The 24,462-nt window shown below is 70.2% G+C and carries 21 protein-coding genes; 8 read left to right on the forward strand and 13 right to left on the reverse strand.

Going from position 1 to position 24,462, the window contains the following annotated elements; translation table 11 throughout:
* Window positions 1-119: 119 nt before the first annotated feature.
* Window positions 120-893: an IclR family transcriptional regulator gene (locus tag ACIBW9_RS03425; RefSeq protein WP_398950738.1), complete on the forward strand. Its 774-nt coding sequence runs from the start codon at window positions 120-122 to the stop codon at window positions 891-893.
* Window positions 890-1,735 carry an SMP-30/gluconolactonase/LRE family protein gene (locus tag ACIBW9_RS03430; RefSeq protein WP_398950740.1) on the forward strand — a complete coding sequence of 282 codons (846 nt, stop codon included), beginning with the start codon at window positions 890-892 and terminating at the stop codon, window positions 1,733-1,735. Before ACIBW9_RS03425 ends, ACIBW9_RS03430 begins: the two co-directional genes overlap by 4 nt.
* Here ACIBW9_RS03430 and ACIBW9_RS03435 read toward each other — a convergent pair.
* The 3 genes from ACIBW9_RS03435 to ACIBW9_RS03445 are packed head-to-tail and all read right to left on the reverse strand — an operon-like array spanning window position 1,725 to window position 4,907.
* Window positions 1,725-3,128, reverse strand: a complete 1,404-nt coding sequence (locus tag ACIBW9_RS03435; protein WP_398950742.1) for an NAD(P)/FAD-dependent oxidoreductase — start codon at window positions 3,126-3,128, stop codon at window positions 1,725-1,727. The genes ACIBW9_RS03430 and ACIBW9_RS03435 overlap by 11 nt on opposite strands.
* Window positions 3,121-4,350 carry an MAB_1171c family putative transporter gene (locus tag ACIBW9_RS03440; RefSeq protein WP_398950744.1) on the reverse strand — a complete coding sequence of 410 codons (1,230 nt, stop codon included), beginning with the start codon at window positions 4,348-4,350 and terminating at the stop codon, window positions 3,121-3,123. Before ACIBW9_RS03440 ends, ACIBW9_RS03435 begins: the two co-directional genes overlap by 8 nt.
* Window positions 4,347-4,907, reverse strand: coding sequence for a toxin-antitoxin system, toxin component family protein (locus ACIBW9_RS03445; protein ID WP_398950746.1), 561 nt, complete (start codon window positions 4,905-4,907; stop codon window positions 4,347-4,349). The genes ACIBW9_RS03440 and ACIBW9_RS03445 overlap by 4 nt, the downstream gene beginning before the upstream one ends.
* A gap of 184 nt (window positions 4,908-5,091) precedes the next feature.
* Here ACIBW9_RS03445 and ACIBW9_RS03450 point away from each other — a divergent pair, with 184 nt between their 5' ends.
* Entirely contained in the window at window positions 5,092-6,606 is a 1,515-nt protein-coding gene (locus ACIBW9_RS03450) for an alpha-N-arabinofuranosidase (protein ID WP_398950748.1), read from the forward strand.
* A 4-nt stretch (window positions 6,607-6,610) separates the two neighbouring features.
* Here ACIBW9_RS03450 and ACIBW9_RS03455 read toward each other — a convergent pair whose 3' ends face one another.
* Window positions 6,611-9,622, reverse strand: a complete 3,012-nt coding sequence (locus ACIBW9_RS03455) for a beta-galactosidase (RefSeq protein WP_398950750.1) — start codon at window positions 9,620-9,622, stop codon at window positions 6,611-6,613.
* A 91-nt stretch (window positions 9,623-9,713) separates the two neighbouring features.
* Between ACIBW9_RS03455 and ACIBW9_RS03460 the strand changes: the two genes are divergently transcribed.
* Window positions 9,714-10,172 (forward strand): Rrf2 family transcriptional regulator, encoded by a 459-nt coding sequence (locus ACIBW9_RS03460; protein WP_115908355.1) that lies wholly within the window; start codon window positions 9,714-9,716, stop codon window positions 10,170-10,172.
* Between the two features lie 4 nt (window positions 10,173-10,176).
* On the opposite strand, the gene ACIBW9_RS03465 is transcribed toward ACIBW9_RS03460, so the two are convergent.
* Window positions 10,177-10,671, reverse strand: coding sequence for a DUF3515 family protein (locus ACIBW9_RS03465; protein ID WP_398950752.1), 495 nt, complete (start codon window positions 10,669-10,671; stop codon window positions 10,177-10,179).
* Window positions 10,672-10,788: 117 nt separating this feature from the next.
* On the opposite strand from ACIBW9_RS03465, the gene ACIBW9_RS03470 reads away from it, so the two are divergent.
* From ACIBW9_RS03470 to ACIBW9_RS03480, 3 genes are all read left to right on the forward strand, one after another.
* Window positions 10,789-11,256, forward strand: coding sequence for a hypothetical protein (locus tag ACIBW9_RS03470; RefSeq protein WP_398950754.1), 468 nt, complete (start codon window positions 10,789-10,791; stop codon window positions 11,254-11,256).
* Window positions 11,253-11,810 (forward strand): TlpA family protein disulfide reductase, encoded by a 558-nt coding sequence (locus tag ACIBW9_RS03475; protein ID WP_398950756.1) that lies wholly within the window; start codon window positions 11,253-11,255, stop codon window positions 11,808-11,810. The genes ACIBW9_RS03470 and ACIBW9_RS03475 overlap by 4 nt, the downstream gene beginning before the upstream one ends.
* A 160-nt stretch (window positions 11,811-11,970) precedes the next feature.
* Entirely contained in the window at window positions 11,971-12,621 is a 651-nt protein-coding gene (locus tag ACIBW9_RS03480; RefSeq protein ID WP_398950758.1) for a DUF4360 domain-containing protein, read from the forward strand.
* Between the two features lie 108 nt (window positions 12,622-12,729).
* Here ACIBW9_RS03480 and ACIBW9_RS03485 read toward each other — a convergent pair whose 3' ends face one another.
* The 8 genes from ACIBW9_RS03485 to ACIBW9_RS03520 form a co-directional block, all read right to left on the reverse strand.
* Window positions 12,730-14,343, reverse strand: coding sequence for a pyridoxal phosphate-dependent aminotransferase (locus tag ACIBW9_RS03485; RefSeq protein WP_398950761.1), 1,614 nt, complete (start codon window positions 14,341-14,343; stop codon window positions 12,730-12,732).
* Between the two features lie 187 nt (window positions 14,344-14,530).
* Complete coding sequence (locus ACIBW9_RS03490) at window positions 14,531-15,631, reverse strand: aldose epimerase family protein (RefSeq protein WP_398952078.1); 1,101 nt, start codon at window positions 15,629-15,631, stop codon at window positions 14,531-14,533.
* Window positions 15,632-15,645: 14 nt separating this feature from the next.
* A complete protein-coding gene (gene mmsB / locus ACIBW9_RS03495) occupies window positions 15,646-16,893 on the reverse strand; it encodes a multiple monosaccharide ABC transporter permease (RefSeq protein ID WP_398950763.1) in 1,248 nt (415 codons plus the stop codon).
* On the reverse strand, window positions 16,890-18,440 hold the full coding sequence (mmsA, locus tag ACIBW9_RS03500) for a multiple monosaccharide ABC transporter ATP-binding protein (RefSeq protein ID WP_398950765.1): 1,551 nt from the start codon (window positions 18,438-18,440) through the stop codon (window positions 16,890-16,892). The genes mmsB and mmsA overlap by 4 nt, the downstream gene beginning before the upstream one ends.
* An 85-nt stretch (window positions 18,441-18,525) precedes the next feature.
* On the reverse strand, window positions 18,526-19,635 hold the full coding sequence (gene chvE / locus ACIBW9_RS03505; protein WP_398950767.1) for a multiple monosaccharide ABC transporter substrate-binding protein: 1,110 nt from the start codon (window positions 19,633-19,635) through the stop codon (window positions 18,526-18,528).
* A 139-nt stretch (window positions 19,636-19,774) separates the two neighbouring features.
* On the reverse strand, window positions 19,775-20,743 hold the full coding sequence (locus tag ACIBW9_RS03510; RefSeq protein ID WP_398950769.1) for a hypothetical protein: 969 nt from the start codon (window positions 20,741-20,743) through the stop codon (window positions 19,775-19,777).
* Window positions 20,744-20,852: 109 nt separating this feature from the next.
* A complete protein-coding gene (locus tag ACIBW9_RS03515) occupies window positions 20,853-21,860 on the reverse strand; it encodes a zinc-binding dehydrogenase (protein ID WP_398950772.1) in 1,008 nt (335 codons plus the stop codon).
* Window positions 21,857-23,020 carry a mandelate racemase/muconate lactonizing enzyme family protein gene (locus tag ACIBW9_RS03520; protein WP_389070147.1) on the reverse strand — a complete coding sequence of 388 codons (1,164 nt, stop codon included), beginning with the start codon at window positions 23,018-23,020 and terminating at the stop codon, window positions 21,857-21,859. Before ACIBW9_RS03520 ends, ACIBW9_RS03515 begins: the two co-directional genes overlap by 4 nt.
* Before the next feature lie 409 nt (window positions 23,021-23,429).
* Between ACIBW9_RS03520 and ACIBW9_RS03525 the strand changes: the two genes are divergently transcribed.
* Complete coding sequence (locus tag ACIBW9_RS03525) at window positions 23,430-24,074, forward strand: hypothetical protein (protein ID WP_398950775.1); 645 nt, start codon at window positions 23,430-23,432, stop codon at window positions 24,072-24,074.
* The last annotated feature ends 388 nt before the right edge of the window (window positions 24,075-24,462 follow it).

The raw sequence follows: 24,462 nt of genomic DNA on the forward strand, positions 1-24,462 counted from the left end.
CCCATCATTCGGTCAGAACCATTGCCCGGGCAAACGCATATGCGTAGCCTGTGTTCGTCATGCCGATCGTCTGTTGAAATTTCGAACAGACCCTCAGACAACAAGGGAGGGGGCCGGTCGTGGGACGCCTTGTACCTGCCGTGACCCGGGCTCTCGACATTCTTGAGCTCTTCCTCGACGGGGACGGGACGCTCTCCGCCCCCGACATCGTGCGCAAGCTGCAGCTGCCGCGCACCACGGTGCACGAGCTGGTCACCACGCTCGCCGCCCGGTCGTACATCGTCCAGGTGCCCGGGCAGCCGGGACGCTACCGGCTCGGGGTGCGTCCGTACCAGCTCGGGAGCCGGTACGCCGAGCAGTTGGACCTCGCGGCCGAGGGGCAGCAGGTGGCCCGGTCCGTCGCCGAGACCTGTGACGAGACGGTGCACGTGGCGATCCTCGAGGGTACCGACGTCATCTACATCGCCAAGGTGGACTCCACCCATGCGGTGCGCATGGTGTCGGCGGCCGGCCGGCGGCTGCCGGCGCACTGCACGTCGGTGGGGAAGATGCTGCTGGCCTCCCTTCCGGAGCAGGAGCTCACCTCGCGGATCCCGGACGACGCCGAGCTGGTCGCCATGACTCCCAACAGCATCACCGAGCCGTCCGCCCTGCGCGAGGCCCTGGCGCAGATCCGTCAGCGCGGTCTCGCGGTGGAGAGCCGTGAGTCCAACCCGGATGTGAGCTGTGTGGCGGCGCCCGTGCGGGACCGCACGGGGCAGGTCGTGGCCGCTCTCTCGATCTCCGTGCCCATGATCCGCTGGAGCGACGAGCGCCGCGCCGAACTGGAGCAGCTCGCCGCCAAGGGCGCCGTCGAACTGTCGGAGCGCCTCGGCCACCGGACCGTCGTATGACGGCGTACGAGGTGGCGGTGCGCGCCGAGGCCACCCTGGGCGAGGGGCCGACCTGGGACGCGGCGGCCGGGCGGCTGATCTGGATCGACATCCTGGGCGCGCGCGTGAACACCTACGACCCGGTGACCGGCCGCCGTACGACCCGCGTCACCGACCAGCACGTGGGCGCGGCGAAGCCGAGGGCCGGCGGCGGGCTGGTGCTGAACCTCCGCGACGGAGTCGGCCTGGTCGATCCCGACGGCACCTTCCGCTGGCTGCACCGCGAGGTCGTCCCCGGCCGCCGTGCCAACGACGCCGCCGTCGCCCCCGACGGCTCCCTGTGGGCCGGCACCATGCGCTACGACGAGGCGGCGGGCGGCGGCACGCTGTCCCGTTTCACCGGGGACGGCTCGGTCGAGCTGGTCCTCGACGACGTGGCGGTGAGCAACGGCACCGGCTGGAGCCCCGACGGCCGCCTGATGTACTACATCGACTCGCCCACGCGGCAGATCGACGTCTTCCACCACGAGGACGGCCGGGTCACGGACCGCCGCCGGTTCGCGCAGATCGAGGACGGCGCCGGCTTCCCCGACGGGCTGACGGTGGACGCCGACGGCTGCGTATGGGTGGCGCTGTGGGACGGCGCGGCGGTACGCCGCTACACCCCCGACGGCGAACTGGACCGCGTGATCGAAATCCCCACCCCCCGCGTGACCGCCTGCGCCTTCGGCGGCCCCGACCTCACGGACCTGTACATCACCACGGCCCGGGTGGGCCTCACGGCACCCCACCCGGTGGCGGGTTCCCTGCTGGTCGTGCCCGGCGCCGGAAAGGGGCTGGAGCAACCGCCCTTCAGGGGCTGAGCCCCGCCGCCTTGCGCTCCCCGGCCGTCAACGGCGGCCCGCTCAACGCCGGTCTGAGCGGGCCGACGAGCGCGGCCAGCAGCACGGACGGTGTCAGCAGCACCTCCGCTCCCCGCTCCAACGACGTCACATCCGTGACCCGCGCGGCGATCCGCCCGTTGCCGGTGGCGGTGTACAGCAGCCGGCCGACGTACGCCGCCACCAGCCGGTCGCGCAGGGTGGGGCCGTTCTCGGTCGCTCCGGGATAGAACACGTCCATCCCCAGCGCCAGGTCCCAGGCCGCCGACGCCGGCCGCGCCACGGCCTTCTGGATCCGCCGGGCCAGGCCCGCCGAACCCCAGCCGTGCCGCCGTACCGTGTCGCGCAGGGCGACCGCGCTCTGGGCCGCGACCGACATCCCGTGCCCGTAGATCGGGTTGAGCGCGCACAGGGCGTCCCCGATCACGGCGAAGTTCTCGGGCCAGACCGGCATCCGCTCGTGGTGATGGCGGCGGTTGGCCGTCGTCCGCGTGTAGGCCACGTCGGTCAACGGCTCGGCGTGCGTGAGCAGTTCGGCGATCACGGGATGGCGCAGGTCCTCACGCGCGTACCGCAGGAAGTCCTCGGCCCCGGTGGGTGGTTCGGCGCCCCGGGAGCCGAAGAGCGTGACGATCCACCGTCCGTCCTCGACGGGCAGCAGCACGCCCCCGCGCCCGGGCTCTCCGGTGCGCGGGTCCGGCTGGACGTTGACGACCGGGAAGCCCTCCCGCGCCCCGGCAGGGGCCAGGAACACCCGGCTCGCGTACGCCACCCCGGAGTCGACCTCGCGCCGCTCGACCTCCGGCAGCCCGAGCTCCGTCAGCCAGTGCGCCGCGCGCGAGCCGCGTCCGGTGGCGTCGACGACCAGGTCGGCCCGCAGGGTCCGCTCGGCGCCGCCGGAACGGTGCGGCCGGATCCGTACGCCGGTCACCGCCGCGGCGCTGCCGACCGGCCCGAGCACCTCGGTGCCGTCGACGAGTTCGATGCGCTCGTCGGCGAGGACGGCCGCCCGCACCGTCGCATCCAGCAGATCCCGGCTGCACAGCAGCATGTGGTGCGACTCGGCCCACCGCCGGTACCAGCCGTACGGCGACAGCGCCACCATGTCCTCGGTCACCGGCAGCCGGTGCGCTCCGGCGGCGTGCAGCCGTGCGACGATGCCCGGCAGCAGCTCCTCCAGCGCGTGCGCCCCGCCCGACCACAGCTGGTGGACGTGCCGGGCCTGGGGGAGGCCCCTGCGGGGCTCGGGGCCGGCCGGCAGTACGTCGCGTTCCACGACGGTGACGTGGTCGGCGACGCCGGCCAGCGCGCGGGCGGCGAGCAGACCGGCGAGGGAGCCGCCGAGGACGATGGCGGTGGTGGGGCGTTCAGTCATGTACGGGCGCGTCCTGTGCCGGGGCGGCCGTGCGGGCACGGACCGCGTCGAGGTCGTCGGGCTTGCGGAGGGCTCGGGAGACGGCCCCGATCTCCTGCAGGAGAACGGTCGGGTCGGGGCCGCCGGTGTCGCACACGTCCGGGGCCCGGCTCCGACGGCCGACGGCGTCCTGGATGGTCACGGCGGCGGCCAGCGCCTTCGCCCGTCCGGGCGGGAAGCCGAGGGCGAGCGCGGCGTCGTACGAGCGCCTGCGCAGGTCCTCGTCGATGTGCCGGGCCAGCGGCAGGAGTACGTCGCGGATGAAGGTCTCGCGGCGGATCAGCCGCAGATCCGGGGATGCGCGCAGGACGAACGGCACGCCGGAGCCGTTGACGGACTTCATCAGCAGGTACAGCGGCCGCAGTTCGCGGTGGACCAGGCGCACCCGCCAGCGGTCGTGCAGAAACTGGCCGACGTGCGGGAGGATGAACCCCACCGCGATCAGGATGGCGGACAGACAGGCCACCGGCGGCGCGAGATCGGTGCTCAGCCAGTCCAGGTCGTGGCCCGTCCAGCGGGCGCCGACGGCGGTCAGCTTGGCGGCGTCGAAGATGAGGTTGAGGGCGTAGCCGACGCCCAGGCACACCAGCCCCCAGCGCAGCCAGGCGTCGAGCCCGTCGGTGCGTACCCAGTTCCAGATCAGCCGGGACGTGATGAGGACGGCCGTGCAGTGCGCGAGGAGATAGAGCAGGGTCTCCTCGCGCATGAACGGGGTGTTGGCGTAGTACGTGTCCAGGTCACGCACCCGCTCCACCGGCGCGTCGGCGAGGGCGAACAGCACCCACAGCGCGACGATCACGCCCGAGTAGGCCCAGATGACCAGGCGCATGGCGCGGCGGGTCCCGGTGGAGCGGTCGGACAGGCCGTTGCGCCAGGCGATGATCAGCAGCAGACAGGAACCGCAGAACGCGGTGAGCAGGGAGTACACCAGGGGCGCTGCGAAGTTCGGTACGCCCGTGATGCGGTTGACCCGTGCGATCGTCGCCGGAGCCGCGAAGACGAACACGGCGCAGGCGAGCAGCAGCAGCCCGCCGACCGAGCGCAGCAGCGGGTCCCGCCAGAGCCGGATGATGGTGGGCAGCTTGATCGCGAGCGCGGCGGTCAGGACGACGGTGGGGATCCAGAACGAGATGTACAGCTGGCCGAGGAGGCCGGAGGGGTCGAGCGCCAGCACCGTGCTCACCCCGTCCTCCCGCCGCTGCGGTAGCCCAGCGAACGCTGCACGGGTCCGGGCTCCGGATCCGGGCCCTGCCCCGTCAGCAGCGGCCGGAACTCGGCCGCGAGCCGGTGCCCGAAGTCGTCGGCCTCCGCCTCGTCGGCGACGCGGGAACCGTCGCGCGCGGCCACCGACAAGGCCATGGCGGTCCACTTGCGCCGGTCGGCCAGTGCCGCCCCCGCCACATGGTGATGGCTGTGCCCGGCGTGCAGATGCCACAACTCATGGCCGAGGATGACCAGTTGCTGCACCGCCTCGGCCCGGTCCTCGACGATCACCAGATCGAAGTCGGAGAACTCCACCCACAGCCCGGTGACTTCGATCTCGTCGGGAAACCGCTCGAAGCGCAGCTCCAGCGGCCGCCCGCCGCGCAGCACGCTCATCTCCTCGCACAGTGCCCGGCACAGCTCCCGCGCATCGGCCGGCGGGCGGGGTCTGGCCCGTATCGCCGCTCCGAGGCGGTCCGTCAGCTTCCGCATCCCGGACGCCCTCCGCGAGCGCCGCAGCCTGGCGGCGATGTCCATTGCTCCCCCCTTCTGACGCCTGCACGACAGGCCGTCCGAGCCTACGCCGTTGTTCAACCCCGAACCGTCTCCCTGGCCGAAAGTCCTGTCCGAACCATTGACTGGCAAACGCTTCCTCTCTACCGTCCCGTTCGAAGTTACGATCGAAATTCGAAATGCCGAACAGAGGCTTGGAAAGGCGCACATGCAGACCACGGCCCGCTTCACCCTCGACCCCGCCTTCACCGTCGGCACGGTCAACCCCCGTCTCTTCGGCTCGTTCGTGGAACACCTCGGCCGCTGCGTCTACACCGGCATCTTCGAACCGGGCCACCCCGCGGCGGACGAGGCCGGGCTCCGTCAGGACGTCCTGGACCTCGTCCGGGAACTGGGCGTCACCGCCATCCGCTACCCCGGCGGCAACTTCGTGTCGGGCTACAAGTGGGAGGACTCGGTCGGCCCGGCCGAGGACCGCCCCCGGCGCCTCGACCTCGCCTGGCGCTCGACGGAGACCAACCGCTTCGGCCTCTCCGAGTATGTCGCCTTCCTGAAGAAGATCGGCCCCCAGGCCGAGCCCATGATGGCCCTCAACCTCGGCACCCGCGGCGTCGCCGAGGCCCTCGAACTCCAGGAGTACGCCAACCACCCCGGCGGCACGGCCCTGTCCGACCTTCGCGCCGCGCACGGCGACAAGGACCCCTTCGGCATCAAGCTGTGGTGCCTGGGCAACGAGATGGACGGCCCCTGGCAGACCGGCCACAAGACCGCCCAGGAGTACGGCAGGACCGCCGCCGAGACCGCCCGCGCGATGCGCCAGATCGACCCGGGCGTCGAACTCGTCGCCTGCGGCTCCTCCAGCCAGTCCATGCCGACCTTCGCCGCCTGGGAGGCGACGGTCCTGGAGGAGACGTACGACCTCGTCGACTACGTCTCCCTGCACGCCTATTACCAGCCCGAGGACGGTGACGTCGACTCCTTCCTGGCCTCCGCCGTCGACATGGAGTCCTTCATCGAGAACGTGGTCGCCACCGCCGACCACATCGGTGCGAAGCTGAAGTCGAAGAAGAAGATCAACCTCTCCTTCGACGAGTGGAACGTCTGGTACATCTCCAAGTGGCACGAGATCGAGAACTCCGGCGCCCGGGACTGGGCGGAGGCCCCCCGCCTCCTGGAGGACAACTACAGCGTCCTGGACGCCGTGGTCTTCGGCTCGCTGCTCATCGCCCTGCTCCGGCACGCGGACCGCGTCACCGTCGCCTGTCTCGCCCAGCTCGTCAACGTCATCGCGCCGATCATGACCGAACCCGGTGGCCCGGCCTGGCGCCAGACCACGTTCTTCCCCTTCGCGCAGGCCTCGCGGTACGGCCGCGGCCAGGTCCTCGACGTCCGGGTCGACTCGCCGACGTACGAGACGAAGAAGTACGGCGAGACGGACCTTCTGCACGCCACCGCCGTGCGCGTGGAGGACGGCACCGTCACCGTCTTCGCCGTCAACCGCAGCCGCACCGAGGCGCTGCCGCTCGAAGTCGCCGTGAACGGCCTGGACCTGACGGAGGTCGTCGAGCACAGCGCCCTCGCCGACGGCGACCCGGACGCCCGCAACACCCTCGACGACCCCGAGCGGGTCGCCCCGCACGCGGTCGAGGGCACCGCCCTGCGGGACGGCACCCTCACCGCCGTACTGGAACCGCTGTCCTGGAACGTGATCAGGCTCGCCTAGGACCTCATGCCGACCGGCCGGGGGAGGCCACCGCTGGGGGTCCGGGGGTATCCCCTGGAAGGCTCAGGACCGGTACTCCTCCGGCCGCCGCGCCCAGCAAGGTCAGCCGTACGTCCGACGGTCCCGAAGGTGTGGTGCCGTCGGACAGGACGGCCAGGGCGAGTGTGTTGGCGCCACGTGTGCGCAGGATGCCGTTCGGCAGCGGGAAGGTGTGCTGAGGGCCCACGTCGTTGATGTACTGGCCCATGTTCCAGCCGTTCAGGAAGATCTGGACGCGGTAGGCGCGGGCCGGGTCGTCGTCGAGGACCAGCCCGACGGAGGCGTCGGTGCCGGCGTCGACCGCGAGCCGGAAGGACGTCCGGTACCAGGTCACCCCCTGCCGCCGGTCCGCCCGTGGCAGCCGCACCGGCTCCCAGCCGCCGTCGCCGTACCCCGGCAGATGCCAGCCGTTGCGCTCCCCGTACAGCCCGCCGTTGTTCTGCGGCCCGCGGACGGGGTCCGGTGCCGTCTCGCCCTGCAGTCGCCAGCTCAGCTGCGGGGCGGCCCCCGCGAAGGTGACCGCGGTCAGCCCGCGCGCCACCTTGTGCGTGTCCTCGGACTTGCCGTCCTGGTCGCGCTGCATACGGCGGACGAGGACCGACAGCACATGCGGCTCGTCCGTGCGCAGCTCCTCCGGTACGGAGAAGACCGCCCTGGCGGTCCAACTCCCCTTCCGTACCGTCTTGTTGTTCGGCACCGGCATCCGGTGCGTGCCCAGCGGCCGCCCGTCCAGCCAGGCCATCAGCAGCCCCTGGGTGCCGGTGCTGTAGGCGAGCGACACGGACTCGGCGCCGGTCGCGTCGGTGAAGCGCCCGCGGTACCAGACGTCGCCGTAGTGGAAGCCGTAGTCGTCGGCGAAGAGGACGGGCTGTCCGGCGGGGACCGGTGTGGTGCTGTGGGTGGTGGTCTTGTCGGCGGGTGTCCAGGAGGAGTCGTCGAAGGCGGGCGCCGACTCCGGGTTCTCCGTCTTCCGCCGCCAGCCATTGGTCAGCGCGGGCAGTGCGACCGCCCCGACACCGGCCAGCGGCTGTGCGGCACGCAGGCTGCCGGAGGCGGCCGCGTGTGCCTTCAACTCCCGTCCGTTCCAGGTGAGTTCGTGGATCCCGCGCGGCCCCCACACCTCCAGGTCCGCCGCCTCGATGGTGTCCCCGGTCAGCCGGACCGTCGTTGCGTCGACGGCCGCGGTCCGCAGCAGGGCGGGCCCGTACACGAGGACCGGGCCGGACGGGGTGTCGTGCGGCCACAGTCGTACGGAGGTCTCGTCGTCGGCGAGGAGCAGCAGGAGGGGGGTGGAGGTTCCGCCGCCGCTCACCAACACCCGTGTCAAACCGTCCAGTTGGGCTTCGATCCGCAACAGGCCGTCCGCGTACGCATGCTCGGCCTCCCCTTCCAGCACGGTGACCGCCGGCTCGCTCGCGCACTCCAGTGCGGTCACCGTGTCCTCTCCCGACCGCCCGGTGAGCACGGCGATCTGCTGTCTCCCGGCGGTGAGGGCCAGCATGGGCTGGGCGTTGGAGTAGCGCAGTTTCCGCCGCCCCAGCCTGATCCCGGCGGCCAGCAGCCGCGCGTCCTGCGCCGGGACCGCCACCGGGACGGGGAGCTCGGCGCCGTGCAGCGGAAGTTCGGAGGCGACCGGCAGCTCGCCGTCGTTGCGCAGGACGTACACATGGGCGCCGGTGTCGGGGTTGGTGAGGTGGTACACCTTCAGCCCCTCCGCCGCGGCGTCCGTCTCGACGTCCGCCGCGCGGTCCAGTTTGGCGAGGTCGGGGAAGTGCCGCAGCAGCTGCCCCAGTTGGTGCATCGGGATCAGCTTGGCGGTCGGCTGCCTGCCCTCGTCGATGGCCGCCCCGTAGTCGTACGAGGTGTAGACGACCGGCGCGGGCAGCCAGCCCCAGGAGGTGCCGCCGAAGGTCATGTAGACGCTGTGCAGGGTGATGCCGTTGGCGAGGTTGGTGAGGTAGAACCGCCGCTCGTACGCCGCGTCCCGCAGCCGCCGCGACTCCGCGTACCCCTTCCTGTCGAACCAGGCGCCGCCCCACGGATCGAACCAGCCACCCCCGAACTCCGGTACGAAACCGGGAGTTTGAGGGCTGGCGGTCGCGCCGCCCTTGACCCCGCCGGTCCCGAAGTGCCCCCAGTCGGGCGGGGTCAGGGTCGGCGAGGGATAGCCGTCGAAGCCGTACAGCCAGCGGCCCTGCTCGCCGCCCGTGTCGAAGGAGCCGGGGATCCAGTACCCGTTCCTGCCCTTGTCGTTGTGGAAGAGCGGCACGTCGATGCCGTCGGAGCGGACCTTGCGGTACAGATGGGCCATGTAGTCGCGGCCGGTGGGCTCGTCGACGTACGCGTCGTACTCGTTCTCGATCTGGTAGAGCAGGACCGTCCCGCCGCCCCTGGTGTACAGGTGCCGGGCGACGATGGCGTTCACCTGGGTCAGCCACTCGTCGACGTACGACAGATACGTCGGGTCGGCGGTCCGTGCCCGGCCCTCGGTGGCCGTCAGCCAGCCGGGGAAGCCGCCGCCGTCGATCTCGGCGTTGATGTAGGGGCCGGGGCGGAGGATGACGTAAAGGCCGGTCTCGCTCGCCGTCCGCAGGAACAGGTCCAGGTCGCGGATCCCCGTGAAGTCGTAGTGCCCGGGTTCGGGGGAGTGGTAGTTCCAGGACACATAGATGCTGACCGTGTTGTAGCCGTGGGCGCGCATCTTCTGCAGGATGTCGCGCCACAGGGACGGGCTCGGCAGCCGGAAGGGGTGCATCTCGCCCGACCAGACCACCAGCCGTCTGCCGTCGACGAGGAGCGAGTAGCGGTCGAAGCCGATCGTGTGCCGCCGCCCGTCCGCGCCCGGCGTGTCGGGCGGCGGCCCCGTGGGGGCGGTCTGGGCGGCGTAGGCGCAGGTCATGGCCCCGCTGCCGCCCAGTGCCAGACCGAGGGCCGTGGCGCCGGCGAGGGCGTTGAAGGTACGTCTGCTGAGCCCCAAGGGAGCCTCCCGTCGGGCCGGCCGGTCGGCGGCGCGTGTGAGGTCGTCGTGCGAGGTCATTGTGTACGGCCGCACCCAGCACAATGGTCGTATGAGGATCTCGGCACGGGCGGATTACGCGGTACGGGCGGTTCTTGAACTTGCGGTCCGGCAGGACGACGGGCCCGTGAAGGCGGAGGCCATCGCCGCCACGCAGGAGATCCCGCACAAGTTCCTGGAGGGGATCCTCGGCGATCTGCGGCGCGGCGGCATCGTCGACAGCCGGCGCGGCGGAGGCGGCGGCTACCGGCTGGCCCGCGAGGCCGCGCGGATCACGGTCGCGGATGTGATCCGGGCGGTCGACGGTCCGATCGTCTCCGTGCGCGGGGAGCGGCCCACGGGCCTGGAGTACACGGGGTCCGCGCAGCCGCTGCTGCCGCTGTGGATCGCGCTGCGCGCCAACGTCCGCCGCATCCTGGAGGGCGTCACCATCGCGGACATCGCGGCGGACGCCCTGCCGGAGCCGGTACGGGAGCTGGCGGCGGAGCCGGCGGCCTGGGAGAACCCGTAGCGGGTCAGCCGCGCTTGATGCAGTGGGCCGTCTGCCGGACGGAGGAGACGGTCCGGGAGAGGTCGATCAGGGCCGCGTCGGTCTGGCTCGAACCGTCGAAGACGACCTGGGTCGCCGGGTCGCGGCCGTAGGTGACGATCACCTTTCTGGTGTCGGTGGACTGCGCCAGGTCCATGATCCAGTCCACGCCGTCCACCGCGAAGCACGGGTCGCCGGTGACTCCCGGAGGCGTGACCCCGCAGCGCAGCACGATGTCCCGGTCCCCCCAGACGGCGATCCCGGGAAGGCTGCTCTCCCTGCGGGACAGGCCGCCGAGGGAGGCCGGGGCGCTGTCGGCGATGCGGTGGCAGTGCGGTGCGCCGGAGAACCTGGCGGGGCGTACGCCGGCGTCGGCATCGGGGTAGGCGAAGCTGTAGGCGGCGAGGGCGGCGCCGCCGACGAGGACGCAGGCGCTCAGGGCCAGGGTGAGGCGGGTCGGGCGCAGTCGTATGGACGGCATGGACAGAACGTTAGGACAGTCCGCCGCCTACCCCGGGCCGGGTCCCCGCAGCGCAGGGGCGCACAATGATCGTGTGGCGGGCCGCAGTTGGGGCCCGTCGGCGAAAGGGGGAGTGACGTGACTGTCACTTGGCGGGGCGCCGTCTCGTACGCGCTCACCGTCGTGGTCCTGTCCTGGCTCGTCGGAGCCGGGGTGGACCTGGCCTGGCAGGCCGCGCCCGGCGGGAGCGTCGGGGGCTGGGCCGAATTCTGGTGGAAGAACCCGTGGCACGCGGTCTTCGTGGGCGCCGCGACCGTCTCCCTGGTGCTGGCCCGGCGGCTGCTGGCGCCCCTGCCGCGCTGGCGCGTGACGCTGGTCGACGGGTCCGTCTACCTGGCGGCGCTGCTGCTCTGCTGGGGGGTGGCGGCGTGGGCCGAAGGCGACGGCGCACCGGCGGACTGGGCGTTCGTCATGGCGATCGTCGCGCTGTACACGCTCCAACTGCCCGCCGCGTGGCTGTTGTGCGTCTGGCGGTCGGGGAGCCTGGAGGTCGTCCTCAGCGGTACGGGGACGGACGAACTGCACGGGGGAGTGGCGGGCCGATGACGAAGACCCGACACAAGTACGCGCTGGTGGCTCTGGCCTGTGCGGCGGTCCTCGCCGGCTGTTCCTCACCTGCGCCGATCAGCGACACCAGCCCCGGGGATCCGCTGATCAGGACCTGGAAGGAGGGCGAGCGACCGGCCGTCCCGAACCTTTCCGGGCCCTCCCTGGAGGGTGACACGGTCAGCCTGTCCGACTACCGGGGCAAGGTCGTCCTCATCAACGGGTGGGCCTCCTACTGCCCTCCCTGCCGGGCGGAGGCACCCGAGCTCAAGAAGATCCAGCAGAAGTACGGCGCCCGCGGGCTGCGCGTACTGGGGCTCGACAACGACGGCGGCCGGGGCGCCGGTCTCGCCTTCCAGAAGCAGTACCGGCTGGACTACCCCTCCCTGCACGACCCGTCGGGCAAGCAGTTGTTGAGGCTGCCGCGGGGCGTGGTGACCACACAGGGGCTGCCGTTCACGATCGTCGTCGACTCGTCGGGGAAGGTGGCGGCGGTGCGGATGGGAGCGGTGACGGAAGCGAAGCTGGCGGACGTCATCGAGCCGCTGTTGTGAAATCCGCGTCTGTGAATGGCTTGAGTTCGCCCTGACGGGTTCGCGTGCGCCTCCCTACGATGCGATCGCCTCGCGCCTTCACAGGATCCCCATGGTTTCTTCAAAGGGCTCCGGGTGGGCCGGGGTGAGCCACCCCCCACTCACAGAACCGGAGAAGACCATGCCTGGTGCACTCCTTCTGGGCGGCGCGGTAGCCGCTCTGCTCACCACCGCGATACCCGCGCACAGCTCGTCCGGGGTGTTCGACAACCCGCCCCCGGACAAGATCGTCATCGATGTGGCGACCGTGAACGGCTCCGGCTGTCCCCAGGGCACCGCGGCCGTCGCCGTCTCCCCTGACAACACCGCCTTCACGGTGACCTACAGCCAGTACCTCGCCCAGGCCGGCGGCAACTCCGACCCCACGGCGTTCCGCAAGAACTGCCAGCTCAACCTGATCGTGCACGTCCCGCAGGGCTTCACCTACGCGATCGCCAGCGCCGACTACCGGGGCTTCCTCTCGCTCCAGCCCGGCGCGTCCGCGACGCAGAAGGCCTCGTACTACTTCCAGGGCTCCTCGAACACGGTGCCCAAGACCCACCCGTTCAGCGGCTCGTACAACGACGACTGGCAGGCCACCGACTCCACCGACTGGGCCCAACTGGTCTGGGCACCCTGCGGAGTTCAGCGCAACTTCAACATCAACACCGAGCTCAGAGTGAACGCGGGGACCGCGAACCCGGGCAAGGTCAGCTTCATGACCATGGACTCGACCGACGGCAACATCAGCACGGTGTACCACATGGCGTGGAAGGAGTGCCCGGCGTCCTGACGCTGTTTGTTCTACGCGCAGTTCCCCGCGCCCCTTCAGGGGCGCGGGGAACTGCGCGACAAGCCACGACGAGCCCGCACCCGGCTACGCACCGCACCCAGACGACGATCAGCCCGCCTGTCCCATGCCCGCGGCGTTCGGCCAGCTCTGGGCGTTCGGCCAGCCCGTGGCCGGGGCCGGGGTGAGGCCCGGGGCGGGACCGGTCGTACCCCGTACCTGCGCCGCCGTGAGGCCGCCGCGGGCCGGGACGCCCGGTGGGGTCGGGCCGGGGGCCGGGGCGGGCACCGGAGTGGGCATGGGTGCCGGGGCCGGCACCGGAGCGGGCGCCGGCACCGGCTGCTGCATCGGCGCCGGGACGGGCTGCATCGGCGCGGGGGCCGGGTAGCCGACCGGCTGGGGCCCCGCCTGGGCCACCGCCGGCATCGGGGCCTGCGCGGCCGCCGGCATCGGCATGGGCATCGGCGCCCCACCCCCCATCGAACCGCCGGAGGCCATCGCGGCGAGCGGCATGCCCGCCCCGTTGGTGGCGCTGACCAGGCGGTCCACGGCCGCCGTACCCGAGCTGTAGCTGGTCCCGGTGCCCAGCTCGGGTACGGCGGCTCCCCTCCTGGTCCCGTAGAGCACCTGTTCCAGGCCGGACACCAGGCGACGCACATCCACCTGGGGGCGCACCACGAGTCGCAGGAAGCGGCTGGACGAACCGATCTTGTTGCCGCACTCGCGGACCAGGATCCGGTGCTCGGTGAGCATCCGGTCCCGGACCACGGTGCCTTCGGCGCCCACGGGGAGGCGCACGAAGAGGAAGTTGCCCTGGGAGGGGTAGACCGTGAGGCCGGGGAGGGCCGAGAGCTGGCTTGCCATGTCCAGCCGGTCACGGCGCACCTGGTGCAGGCTCTGCGCGTACTCGGCGCCGTGCTCCTTGAGCATGAACACCACGTACTCGGCGAAGGAGTTGAGGTTCCACTTGGGGAGCATGGAGCGGACGCGTCCCGCGAGCGCCGGGTTGGCGACCAGGTAGCCGAAGCGTATGCCGTGCAGGCCGAAGTTCTTGCCGAGGCTGCGCAGCACGACGACGTTGGGGCGGATCATCGCCTCCTGGACGACCGACGGTTCGGCCTCGGCGTCCGCGAATTCGAGGAACGACTCGTCGATGACGATCAGGTCCAGATCGGCCATCGCGTCCATGAACTGCACGAGGGACTGCCGGGGCAGAAAGCCGCCGTCGGGGTTGTTCGGGTTGCAGACGACGGCGACGCGGGTGCCACGGGACCGGATGAACTCGGCGTACTTGCTGAGGTCCAGGGCGAAGCCGCTGGACTCCTGCAGCGGGAACATGTCGACCCGCTTGCCGGTCTCCATCGGCTGGTCGGTCCAGCGGCCGAAGGTGGGGACGGGGATGGCGAGGGACTCGCGGACCATCAGGTGGTCGATCCAGGTGATCAGCTCGGTCGAGCCGTTGCCCATCGCCACGCACTGCGGCGGCAGCTGCAGCAGGTTGCACAGCTCGGCGGTGATCGTGTCGGCGCTGCTCGGGTAGTACGTGACGATGTCGCGCAGCCGGGCCGACATCTCCTCGAACATGGCCGGGGTGGGGAAGTACGGATTACAGGGGATGCAGAAGTCCACGGGGCCGGTCCCGTCGCCGCCCTGCCGCGTCAGCGCCGCCATCGACGGGCTGTGTGCCGCGTCGCTGCGGAACAGCGAGGTGACGTTGTCGGCCATGGAACCTCCGTATGGGGCGGGCCCGGCAGGGACGACCGGGCCCGTCGCGTTTGGGTGGCCCGCGCGGGGGAGCACGGGCCGCCCTTAGATACGGGGGCAGGGGTGGCGTTGTTCAACGCATGTGAAAGAGGTGTGAGTTCGGGAACCGCCCGCACGCTTTCCACGTCCGGGCGCCTGAAAGGCAGCGCTACGCGCTGAACCTGTGCACCGTCCGGGTGCGATACGTCTCCCCCGGCCGCAGCACCGTGGACGGGAAGTGCGCATGGTTCGGCGAGTCCGGGAAGTGCTGCGTCTCCAGGCACAGCGCGTCACCCTGGCGGTACGTCCTGCCGCCCGTGCCGGTGAGCGTGCCGTCGAGGAAGTTGCCGGAGTAGAACTGCAGCCCCGGCTGGTCGGTGGCGATCTTCAGGGTGCGGCCGGAGCGCGGGTCGCGCAGGGTGGCGACGTGCTCGGGCTCGGACGTGACGCCCTTGTCCAGGACCCAGTTGTGGTCGTACCCCTTGGCCTGCACCTGCTGGACGTGGCCGGCGCGGATGTCGCGGCCGATCGGCTTGGTCTCGCGGAAGTCGAAGGGGGTGCCGGCCACGTCCGCCAGTTCGCCGGTCGGGATGAGGCCCGAGTCGGTGGGCGTGTAGCGGGACGCCGCGATCGTCAGCTCGTGGTCCTCGACGGTGCCGCTGCCCTCGCCGGCCAGGTTCCAGTAGACATGGCTGGTGAGGTTGACGACCGTGGCCTTGTCGGTGGTGGCCTCGTAGTCGATGATCCAGTCGCCGTGCCTGGTGAGGGTGTACGTCACCTTCGTCTCGAGGGTGCCCGGGTAGCCCATCTCGCCGTCGATGCTGGTGTGGCGCAGCACCAGGCCGACGTCTGAGCCCTCGGTGAACGGCTCGACGTCCCAGAGGTGCTTGTCGAAGCCGTGCTCACCGCCGTGCAGGCTGTTGCCGTCGTCGTTCACGGACAGCTGGTGGGTCTTGCCGTCCAGGGTGAACCGGCCCTTGGCCACGCGGTTGCCGTAGCGGCCGATCAGGGCGCCGAAGTACGGGGCCCCGGCCACGTAGTCGTCGATGTTGTCGAAGCCCAGGGAGACGTTTTTGTAGTGGCCGTTCCGGTCCGGGATCTCCAGACCCTGGACCACACCGCCCCAGTTCAGGACCTTCAGCCGGGTGCCGCCGTTCTCCAGCGACCAGCGGTGGACCTCCGTGCCGTCGGCGAGCTTGCCGAAGAGCGATTTCACCGGTCCTTCCTCTCCCTCCCAGGGGAAGGGCCCCGCCTGGTGGCGGGGCCCGATCCGGTCACTCCGGTCTACGAGCCGGACTTGCGCTTGTTCCACACGTCGAACCCGACCGCGGCCAGCAGGGCGAGGCCCTTGATGACCTGCTGCCAGTCGGTGCCGACGCTGAGGAGGTTCATGCCGTTGTTCAGCACGCCGAGGACGAGACCACCGATGATCGCGCCGAGGACGGTGCCGACACCGCCGCTCATGGACGCGCCACCGATGAACGACGAGGCGATCGCCTCGAGTTCGAAGTTCAGGCCCGCCTTCGGCGATGCCGCGTTCAGACGGGCGGCGACCACCAGACCCGCCAGGGCCGCGAGCACGCCCATGTTCAGGAAGACGAGGAAGGTGACCTTCTTGTCCTTGACGCCGGACAGCTTCGCCGCCGGCAGGTTGCCGCCGATCGCGTAGATGTGCCGGCCGAAGACCGCGTTGCGCATGACATAGCCGTAGCCGACCACCAGCACACCGAGGACGATCAGGATGATCGGGGCGCCCTGGTAGCTGGCGAGCAGCATCGTGACCGCGAGGACCGCGGCGGCGATGGCGACCAGCTTCAGCAGGAAGGCGTTGCGCGGCAGCACCTCCAGGGAGAACTCCTGCTCGCGCTTGCGGTCACGGACCTCCTGGTAGACCACGAAGGCCAGCAGGACGAAGCCCAGCAGCAGCGTGAGGTTGTGGTAGTTGGTGTTCGGGCCGACCTCGGGCAGGAAGCCGTTGCCGATCTTCTGCAGACCATTGGGGAACGGGCCGAGGGTCTGGCCCTGCAGGAAGATCTCCGTCAGACCGCGGAAGAGCAGCATGCCGGCGAGGGTGACGATGAACGACGGTATGCCGAAATACGCGATCAGGAACCCCTGCACCGCGCCCGCGGCGGCGCCCACCAGCAGGCACAGCACCAGGGCGAGGGGCCAGGCCACATGGTGGTTGACCGTCAGCACGGCCGCGAACGCGCCCACGAACGCCGTCAGCGAACCGACCGACAGGTCGATGTGGCCCGCGATGATCACCAGCATCATGCCGATCGCGAGGATCAGGATGTAGCTGTTCTGCAGCACCAGGTTGGAGACGTTGCGCGGCAGCAGCAGGTCGCCGCCGGTCCACACCTGGAACAGGACCACGATCAGGCCGAGCGCGATCAGCATGCCGTACTGGCGCATGTTGCGGCGCAGACCGCCCAGCATCAGCTGCAGCAGGTTCTCGCCGGAGGCCGACCCCCCGCTCTTCCCGGGCGGCGCCGAGGCCGGGACCTTGTCCGTCACATCCGTGCTCATCGGGTTACCTCTTTGTCCTTCGTCATCTGGCGCATCAGCACTTCCTGCGTGGCCTCGGCCCGCGGGACCTCACCCGTGAGCCGCCCGGCGGCCATGGTGTAGATGCGGTCGCACATTCCGAGCAGCTCCGGCAGCTCGGAGGAGATGAAGACGACCGCCTTGCCCTCCGCGGCCAGCTGGTCGATGACCGTGTAGATCTCGTACTTGGCGCCCACGTCGATGCCGCGCGTCGGCTCGTCCAGGATCAGCACCTCGGGACCCGCGAAGATCCACTTGCTGAGGACGACCTTCTGCTGGTTGCCGCCGGAGAGCCTGCCCACCGTCTCGAAGACGGTCGGCGCCTTGATGTTCATGGACTTGCGGAAGCGCTCGGAGACCTTCCGCTCCTCGTGCTCGTCGACCACACCGCGCTTCGCGACCTTGCCCAGGGCGGTCAGCGAGATGTTCCGGTTGATGTTGTCGATGAGGTTGAGGCCGTAGTGCTTGCGGTCCTCGGTGACGTACGCGATGCCGTGCTGGACCGCCTCCGGGACGGTCTTCGTACGGATCTCCTCGCCGTCCTTGAGGACCGTGCCGCCCGCGTACCGGCCGTAGCTGCGCCCGAAGACGCTCATGGCCAGCTCGGTGCGGCCCGCGCCCATCAGTCCCGCGATGCCGACGATCTCCCCGCGCCGCACGTGGATCGACACGTCGTCGACCACCTTGCGCTGCTGGTCGATCGGGTGGTGCACGGTCCAGTTGCGGATCTCCAGCGCGGGTGCCGCGTCCACTTCGCCCTCGTACGCGGTGCGTTCGGGGAAGCGGTGGTCGAGGTCGCGGCCGACCATGCCGGAGATGATGCGGTCCTCGGTGGTCTCCGCGGACTTCACATCGAGGGTCTCGATGGACCTGCCGTCGCGGATGATCGTCACCGAGTCGGCGACCCGCCGGATCTCGTTCAGCTTGTGGGAGATGATGATCGAGGTGATGCCCTGCTTCTTCAACTCCAGGATGAGATCCAGGAGTTTGCCGCTGTCCTCGTCGTTGAGAGCCGCGGTCGGCTCGTCGAGGATCAGCAGCTTCACCTTCTTGGACAGCGCCTTGGCGATCTCCACCAGCTGCTGCTTGCCCACGCCGATGTCGGCGATCCGGGTCTCCGGGTGGTCGGTCAGACCCACCCGGCGCAGCAGCTCCGTGGCGTGCTTGAGCGTCTCGTTCCAGTTGATGAACCCGCCCGAGGCGTGTTCGTTTCCGAGGAAGATGTTCTCCGCGATCGACAGGAACGGCACCAGAGCCAGCTCCTGATGGATGATCACGATGCCGCGCTGCTCGCTCGCCCGGATGTCCTTGAACTCGCAGGGTTCACCCTCGAAGAGGATCTCCCCCTCGTAGGTGCCGTGCGGATGGACGCCGGAGAGCACCTTCATCAAGGTGGACTTCCCGGCGCCGTTCTCGCCGCAGATGGCATGGACCTCGCCCTGACGGACGGTCAGCGTGACGTCCGACAGCGCTTTGACCCCGGGAAAGGTCTTGACGATCGAGCGCATTTCCAGGACGGGTCCCGCCATGGTGTGCCCTTTCAATCCGTAGGAACGGCCGGTCGAAGTGTCGACATGCGGCTTGGCCGCGTGGCCGACTTCACCGACAGGGGGACTACTTCAGCTGGTCCGCCGTGTAGTAGCCGGTGTCGACCAGTTCCTTCGTGTAGTTGGTCTTGTCGACGCTCACCGGCTGCAGCAGGTAGGCGGGGACGGTCTTGACACCGTTGCCATACGACTTGGTGTCGTTGATCTCGGGCTTCTTGCCGTTGAGGACGTCGTCGACCATGTCCGAGGCGACCTTGGCGAGCTTGCGGATGTCCTTGTAGACGGTCTGCGTCTGCTGGCCCGCGATGATCGACTTCACCGAGGCGAGCTCGGCGTCCTGGCCGGTGATGACGGGCAGCGGCTTGGCGGCCGAGCCGTAACCGTCCGACTTCAGGGCGGCGATGATGCCGATGGAGATGCCGTCGTACGGCGACAGGACCGCGTCGACCTTGCCGCTGGTGTACGTCGAGGTGAGGATGTCCTCCATGCGCTTCTGCGCGGTGGCGCCGTCCCAGCGCAGCGTGGTGACCTGGTTGAGCGCGGTCTGCTTGGACTTGACGACCAGCTGCTTCTTGTCGATGTACGGCTGGAGCACGCTCATCGCGCCGTTGAAGAAGTACTTGGTGTTGTTGTCGTCGTTGGAGCCGGCGAACAGCTCGATGTTGAACGGGCCCTTCTTGCCGCTGTCCAGGCCGAGCTTGTGCACGATGTACGAGCCCTGGAGCTTGCCGACCTTCTCGTTGTCGAACGAGGCGTAGTAGTCGACGTTCTTCGTGCCGAGGATCAGACGGTCGTAGGAGATCACCGGGATCTTGGCGTCCGCGGCCTGCTGCAGCACGTTGTTCAGGGACTTGTTGTCGATGGCCGCGATGATCAGGCCCTTGACACCCTGCGTGATCAGGTTCTCGATCTGCGAGACCTGCTGGTCGGGGTCGTCCTCGCCGTAGACCAGCTTGGTCTTGTAGCCCTTGGCCTGCAGGTCCTTGACGACGTTCTTGCCGTCGGCGATCCAGCGCTCGGAGGACTTGGTGGGCATCGCGATGCCGATGGTGCCGCCCTTGGCGCTGCCCTTGTCCTCCTTGCTGCCGCCCTCGCTGCTCTGGCCGCAGGCGGACAGGGTCAGGGCGAGGGACGCGGCTCCGGCGACGGCGGCGAGTGCGGCTCTGCGAGTGCGCATGGTCATCATCCTTGATGTGTGTGGGGCAGGCTCGGTCTGGCTGTGCAAGGACGCTTGGACGGCGGTGCGGGTAAGACCGAGGGGCGTGTGGGATTCTGTTTGACCCCGTCTTCTTCTGTGAAGGGGGTGTTGTTGAACGTTATACGGACGTGTCGAACCGCTTGAGCGTGCCGGGCAGCCGGGACCCCAGGGGTGCCATGTCGCCGTCGGCTCCGTGCCGTGCGAGCAGGTCGAGGGCCAGGCGGCCGCGCCGGACGCGTTCCTTGGCGGTGGCGAGGGTCAGGTCCCGCATGTGGTTGCCGTAGGGGTAGATGCCGGGCGCCTTGGACAGTCCGAACTTCAGGTACAGCGGTGCCCCGCGTCTGATCAGCTCGGCGACCTCGTACATCCGGACATATCCCCCCAGGTCGTCGGGGGCCTCGATGTACATGTCCATGGGGGCGGCGGAGATCCGCCGGATCTCGGTGAGGTGATCCAGCGTCAGGTCGCTGGGCACGTTGATGGAGTCGCCGCCCAGTTGCTCGTACACCGCGTACGCGGCCGGGTTGACGGGACCGATCAGCGCCGAGACCTTCAGGGTGGTGTCGGCCGGGATGATCCCGGCGACGCGGGCGCGGTGCAGCGTCCACAGCACGCCCTCGTCGGCGACCAGGAGGCACTTGACGCCCAACTCCGTGGCGCGGACGGCGTCTTCGACGCACCCGGCGACGGCGTCGTACCCGCGGGCGCGCAGACCGGCCCCCCGTGAGTCGGTGCGCGTGGAGCCGCCGATGTCCCAGGTGCCGCGCGGGCCGGTGAACAGGCAGAGTTCGATGTCTCGCTCGCCGGTCGCCTCGACCATCTCGGTGATCTCGGCGTCGGTCAGCATCCACACGCCGCTGCCCTGGCTGATCCGGTGGATCGGCACATCGAGCCGCGAGGCCTCCTTCAGGACGACGGCCAGCGCTTCGGGACCCTCGCACGAGGGGATCTCGGTGCGCCAGCGGCCGCCGCCCGGGAAGGAGTGGGGCGAGGCGTCGGCGGGGGAGAGGTCGGGCGCGCCCAGACCGAGGGCGGCGAGCGCCTGCTCGCCGGGTCGACGGGCTGCCGGGGCGGAAGCGTCGGTCACAAGGTGTCCTTTGTGTTCGAAATTTCGGACGAGGTTCGCGGCTCAAGTCGTGCGGGGGCTTGGGTGTACGCCGGTGCGGGTCGTCAGGTCCCCCCGCACCGGCGTACTGCTAGGGGCGAAGGAGGACCTTGCCGACCTTCGGATCACCGGACCCGACGAGCTCGATGGCCTGCGGGAACTCGGCGAGCGGCAGCTCGTGCGTGACCAGGGGCAGCGGGTCGAGCAACCCGGCCCCGAACACCCGCACGGTGTGCGCCCAGGCGTCCGGCGGCGCCCCGAAGACGGAGTGCACCTCCAGCTGCCGTACGACGAGATCCGTGGGGTCGAGCCCCTGCGCACCCGGCGCCGGGATCCCGGTGAGGACCAGGCGCCCGCCACGCCGCAGCAGAGCCGCGGAGGTCCGCGCGGCGTCGGCGGACCCGGCGGTCTCGATGACGACGTCGAAGTCGTCCGGGAGCGGCTCGTCCTTCGTACGGAAGTCGGTCGCGCCGTACTGCCGCGACAGCGTCTCGCGGTCCCGGCGGGTGCCGACGACCAGCAGCTCCACCGGCGAGACGGCCTTCAGGAACTGCACCGCGAACATCCCGAGGGTGCCGGTGCCGACCACGGCGACCTTCTCGCCCGGCTGCGCGTTCGCCTTGAGGGCGGCGGCCGCGATGCAGGCGGCCGGCTCCAGCAGGGCCGCCGCCGTCAGATCGGCGTCGTCGGGCAGCACGTGCAGCAGCCGCGCCGGGAGGGTCAGCGTGGGCGCCATCGCGCCCGGCTGGGTGAACCCGGTCTCCTCGTACCCGGCGCTGCACAGCGTGGTCTCACCCGCGTGGCAGCGGTCGCACACCTGGCAGTTCCGGAAGCCCTCGCCGACCACCTTGCGGCCGACCAGCGCCTCGGTGACCCCGGCGCCGACCCGCTCGACCGTGCCGGACCACTCGTGGCCGGGGGTGAGCGGGTAGCGCACGTACCCCTCGGGCCGGTTGCCCTGGAACACCTCCCGGTCGCTGCCACAGATGCCGCTCGCGTGCACCCGCACCAGCGCCTCGCCCGGACCGGGGTCGCGGGGGGTGTGCTCGGCCAGGTGGAACGCGCCCGGGGCGTCGACGACGACGGCGGCGGAACTCACTGGTCGCCCTTCGGGTTCCGCTTCTCCCAGCCCTCGGCCCACAGGTCGAAGTGCGCCCGCTGCTGGGGGAACTCGGCAGCGGCGTCCACGTCCAGCTCCACGCCCAGGCCGGGCGCGTCGGAGATGTGGAAGCAGCCGTCCTCGGGGTTCACCTGCGGCGCGCCCTTGATCACCTTCTTGATCTCGGCGTCCGCGAAGTCGTTGAAGTGCTCGAGGATCTTGAAGTTCGGGGAGGTGAAGCCGACCTGCAGGGAGGCGGCGGTGAGCACGGAGCCACCGACGTTGTGGGGGGCGACCAGCATGTAGTGGGTCTCGGCGGTCGCGGCGAGCTTGCGCGTCTCCCAGATGCCGCCGATGTGGCCGACGTCCGGCTGGATGATGTCGACGGCCTGGCTCTCGAAGAGCTCCCGGAACTCGATCCGGTCGTGGATGCGCTCGCCCGTGGCCACCGGCATGTCCACCTTCGCGGCGACCTTCTCCAGCGCCTTGAGGTTCTCCGGCGGCACCGGCTCCTCCAGCCAGGCGGGCTTGAAGGGCGCGAGCTCCTTGGCCAGCCGGACGGCGGTGGCGGGGGAGAAGCGGCCGTGCATCTCCAGCATCAGCTCGGACTCGGGGCCGATGGCGTCCCGGACGGCCTCGATCAGCGAGACCGCGTACATGGTCTGCTCGTGGTCGAGCTCGAAGTGCCCGGTGCCGAAGGGGTCGATCTTCAGCGCCCGGTAACCGCGCTCCATGACGCCCTGAGCGGCCTTGTGGTACGCCTCGGGCGTGCGCTCGGTGGTGTACCACCCGTTGGCGTAGGCCTTGACCTTGTCGGTGACCTTGCCGCCGAGCAGCTGCCACACCGGCACGCCGAGGGCCTTGCCCTTGATGTCCCAGCAGGCCATCTCGACGACGGCGATGCCGGACATCACGATCTCGCCGGCGCGGCCGTAGTCGCCGTACTTCATACGGCGGGTCAGGTCCTCGACGGCGAACGGGTCCGAGCCCAGAATGTGGTTCTGTTCGGCCTCTCTCAGGTATCCGATCAGCGCGTCGGTGTGGCCCAGCATGCGGGTCTCGCCCACACCCGTGATGCCTTCGTCGGTGTGCACCAGGACGTAGGTCAGGTTGCGCCACGGCGTACCGACCACGTGCGTGCTGATTCCAGTGATGCGCACGGAAGTTACCCTTCGGCTGTTCGAAATTTCGGCTCATGTTCGAAATGCTGGGCAGACAGTAAGGATGGTGTGAGCGAGGTGTCAATGGGTAGGACGGCCAACGGTTTCGCCAGTTTCGACGCCTCTTGCCCAGGTGGCCCCTCCCCGGTGTGTGCCAGTTCACTCGGGAGGTCGCGTCGATATGGCCGGTTTCCCACACAACCTTCACGGCCGTGCCTAGGAACGTGACCCTCCGGGAACTTAATCTTCCCGCGTCATGGACTATTGCCACCCGTGCCAACGGCACCTCAACGGCGCCCTTGCCTGTCCGGGGTGCGGGACACGCGTCGAGCAGATGCGCGTGTCCTGGGATGCCCATGAGCCGGAGCCCTACGATCACGCCGTCGCTCCCGAGGGCCATGATGCACCGGTGGCTCCCGACGACGGAGCCGCCCACCCCGAGGGTGAGGGTGAGGGCGGTCACGAAGACGAGAGCGACGAGCCGTACGGGCGCGCCGCGCGCCGCCGTGAGCGGGGCCGCGGGGGCCGTCGGGGTCCCGCCGTCGCGGCCGGTGCGACGGATGCGAGCCGCCGCGACCGCAAGGCCGCGCTGCACCGTCGGCGCCGCAAGCGCACGCTGCTCGTCGCCGCCGGGTTCGTCCTGGCAGCGGGTGGTCTGAGTCTGGCCGAACTCGGCATGGACGCACCGGTGTTCTCCTCGTCGCCCGATCCGTCCGCGGCCGGGGACGCGGCGTCCGAGGTCGACCACTCGACGGCGAAGCCGAGCGAGTCCGCAGGGCTCCGGGCCGGCGGGCGGGGTGCCCTTGACGGCAAGCCCTCGGCCTCCCCGGACACCTCCGCCTCGCCATCGGCGTCCAAGTCCGCCGACGACAAGGGCGACGCGTCCCCGACCCCCGGCAAACCGACCCGGTCGGCAGCCGCCCCCGGCTCCTCCGGCCCGACACCCCCGCCCGCCTCAGGCTCGACCCCGACCTCGGATCCGACAACCTCCAACCCGTCCCCGGACCCGTCGCCGTCGGAGACGTGCAAACGCTTCCTGTGGTGGTGCACGTGACTCTGTCGGCGGCTGTCAAATGCGCTTGCTGCGACCGCGTTTGAGGCACTACCGGACCCCGCCCGGCCGCTCCTCTCATGGCTTTATCGGCTCGACGCCCTGACTGCCTCGGGCCGGCCCCCGGCCCGCTCGGGCCCGTCATCGCGACCGTCGCCGTCGGAGCCGCGCAAACGCTTCCTGTGGTGGTGCACGTGACTCTGCCGGTGGCCGTCAAATGCGTTTGCTGCGACCGCGTTTGAGGCACTACCGGACCCCGCCCGGCCGCTCCTCTCATGGCTTCATCGGCTCGACGCCCTGACTGCCTCGGGCCGGCGCCCGGCCCGCTCGGGCCCGTCATCGCGACCGTCGCCGTCGGAGCCGCGCAAACGCTTCCTGTGATGCCGGCCGA

The organism is Streptomyces sp. NPDC049541, from assembly GCF_044465725.1.
In the GTDB taxonomy this organism is placed as follows: domain Bacteria; phylum Actinomycetota; class Actinomycetes; order Streptomycetales; family Streptomycetaceae; genus Streptomyces.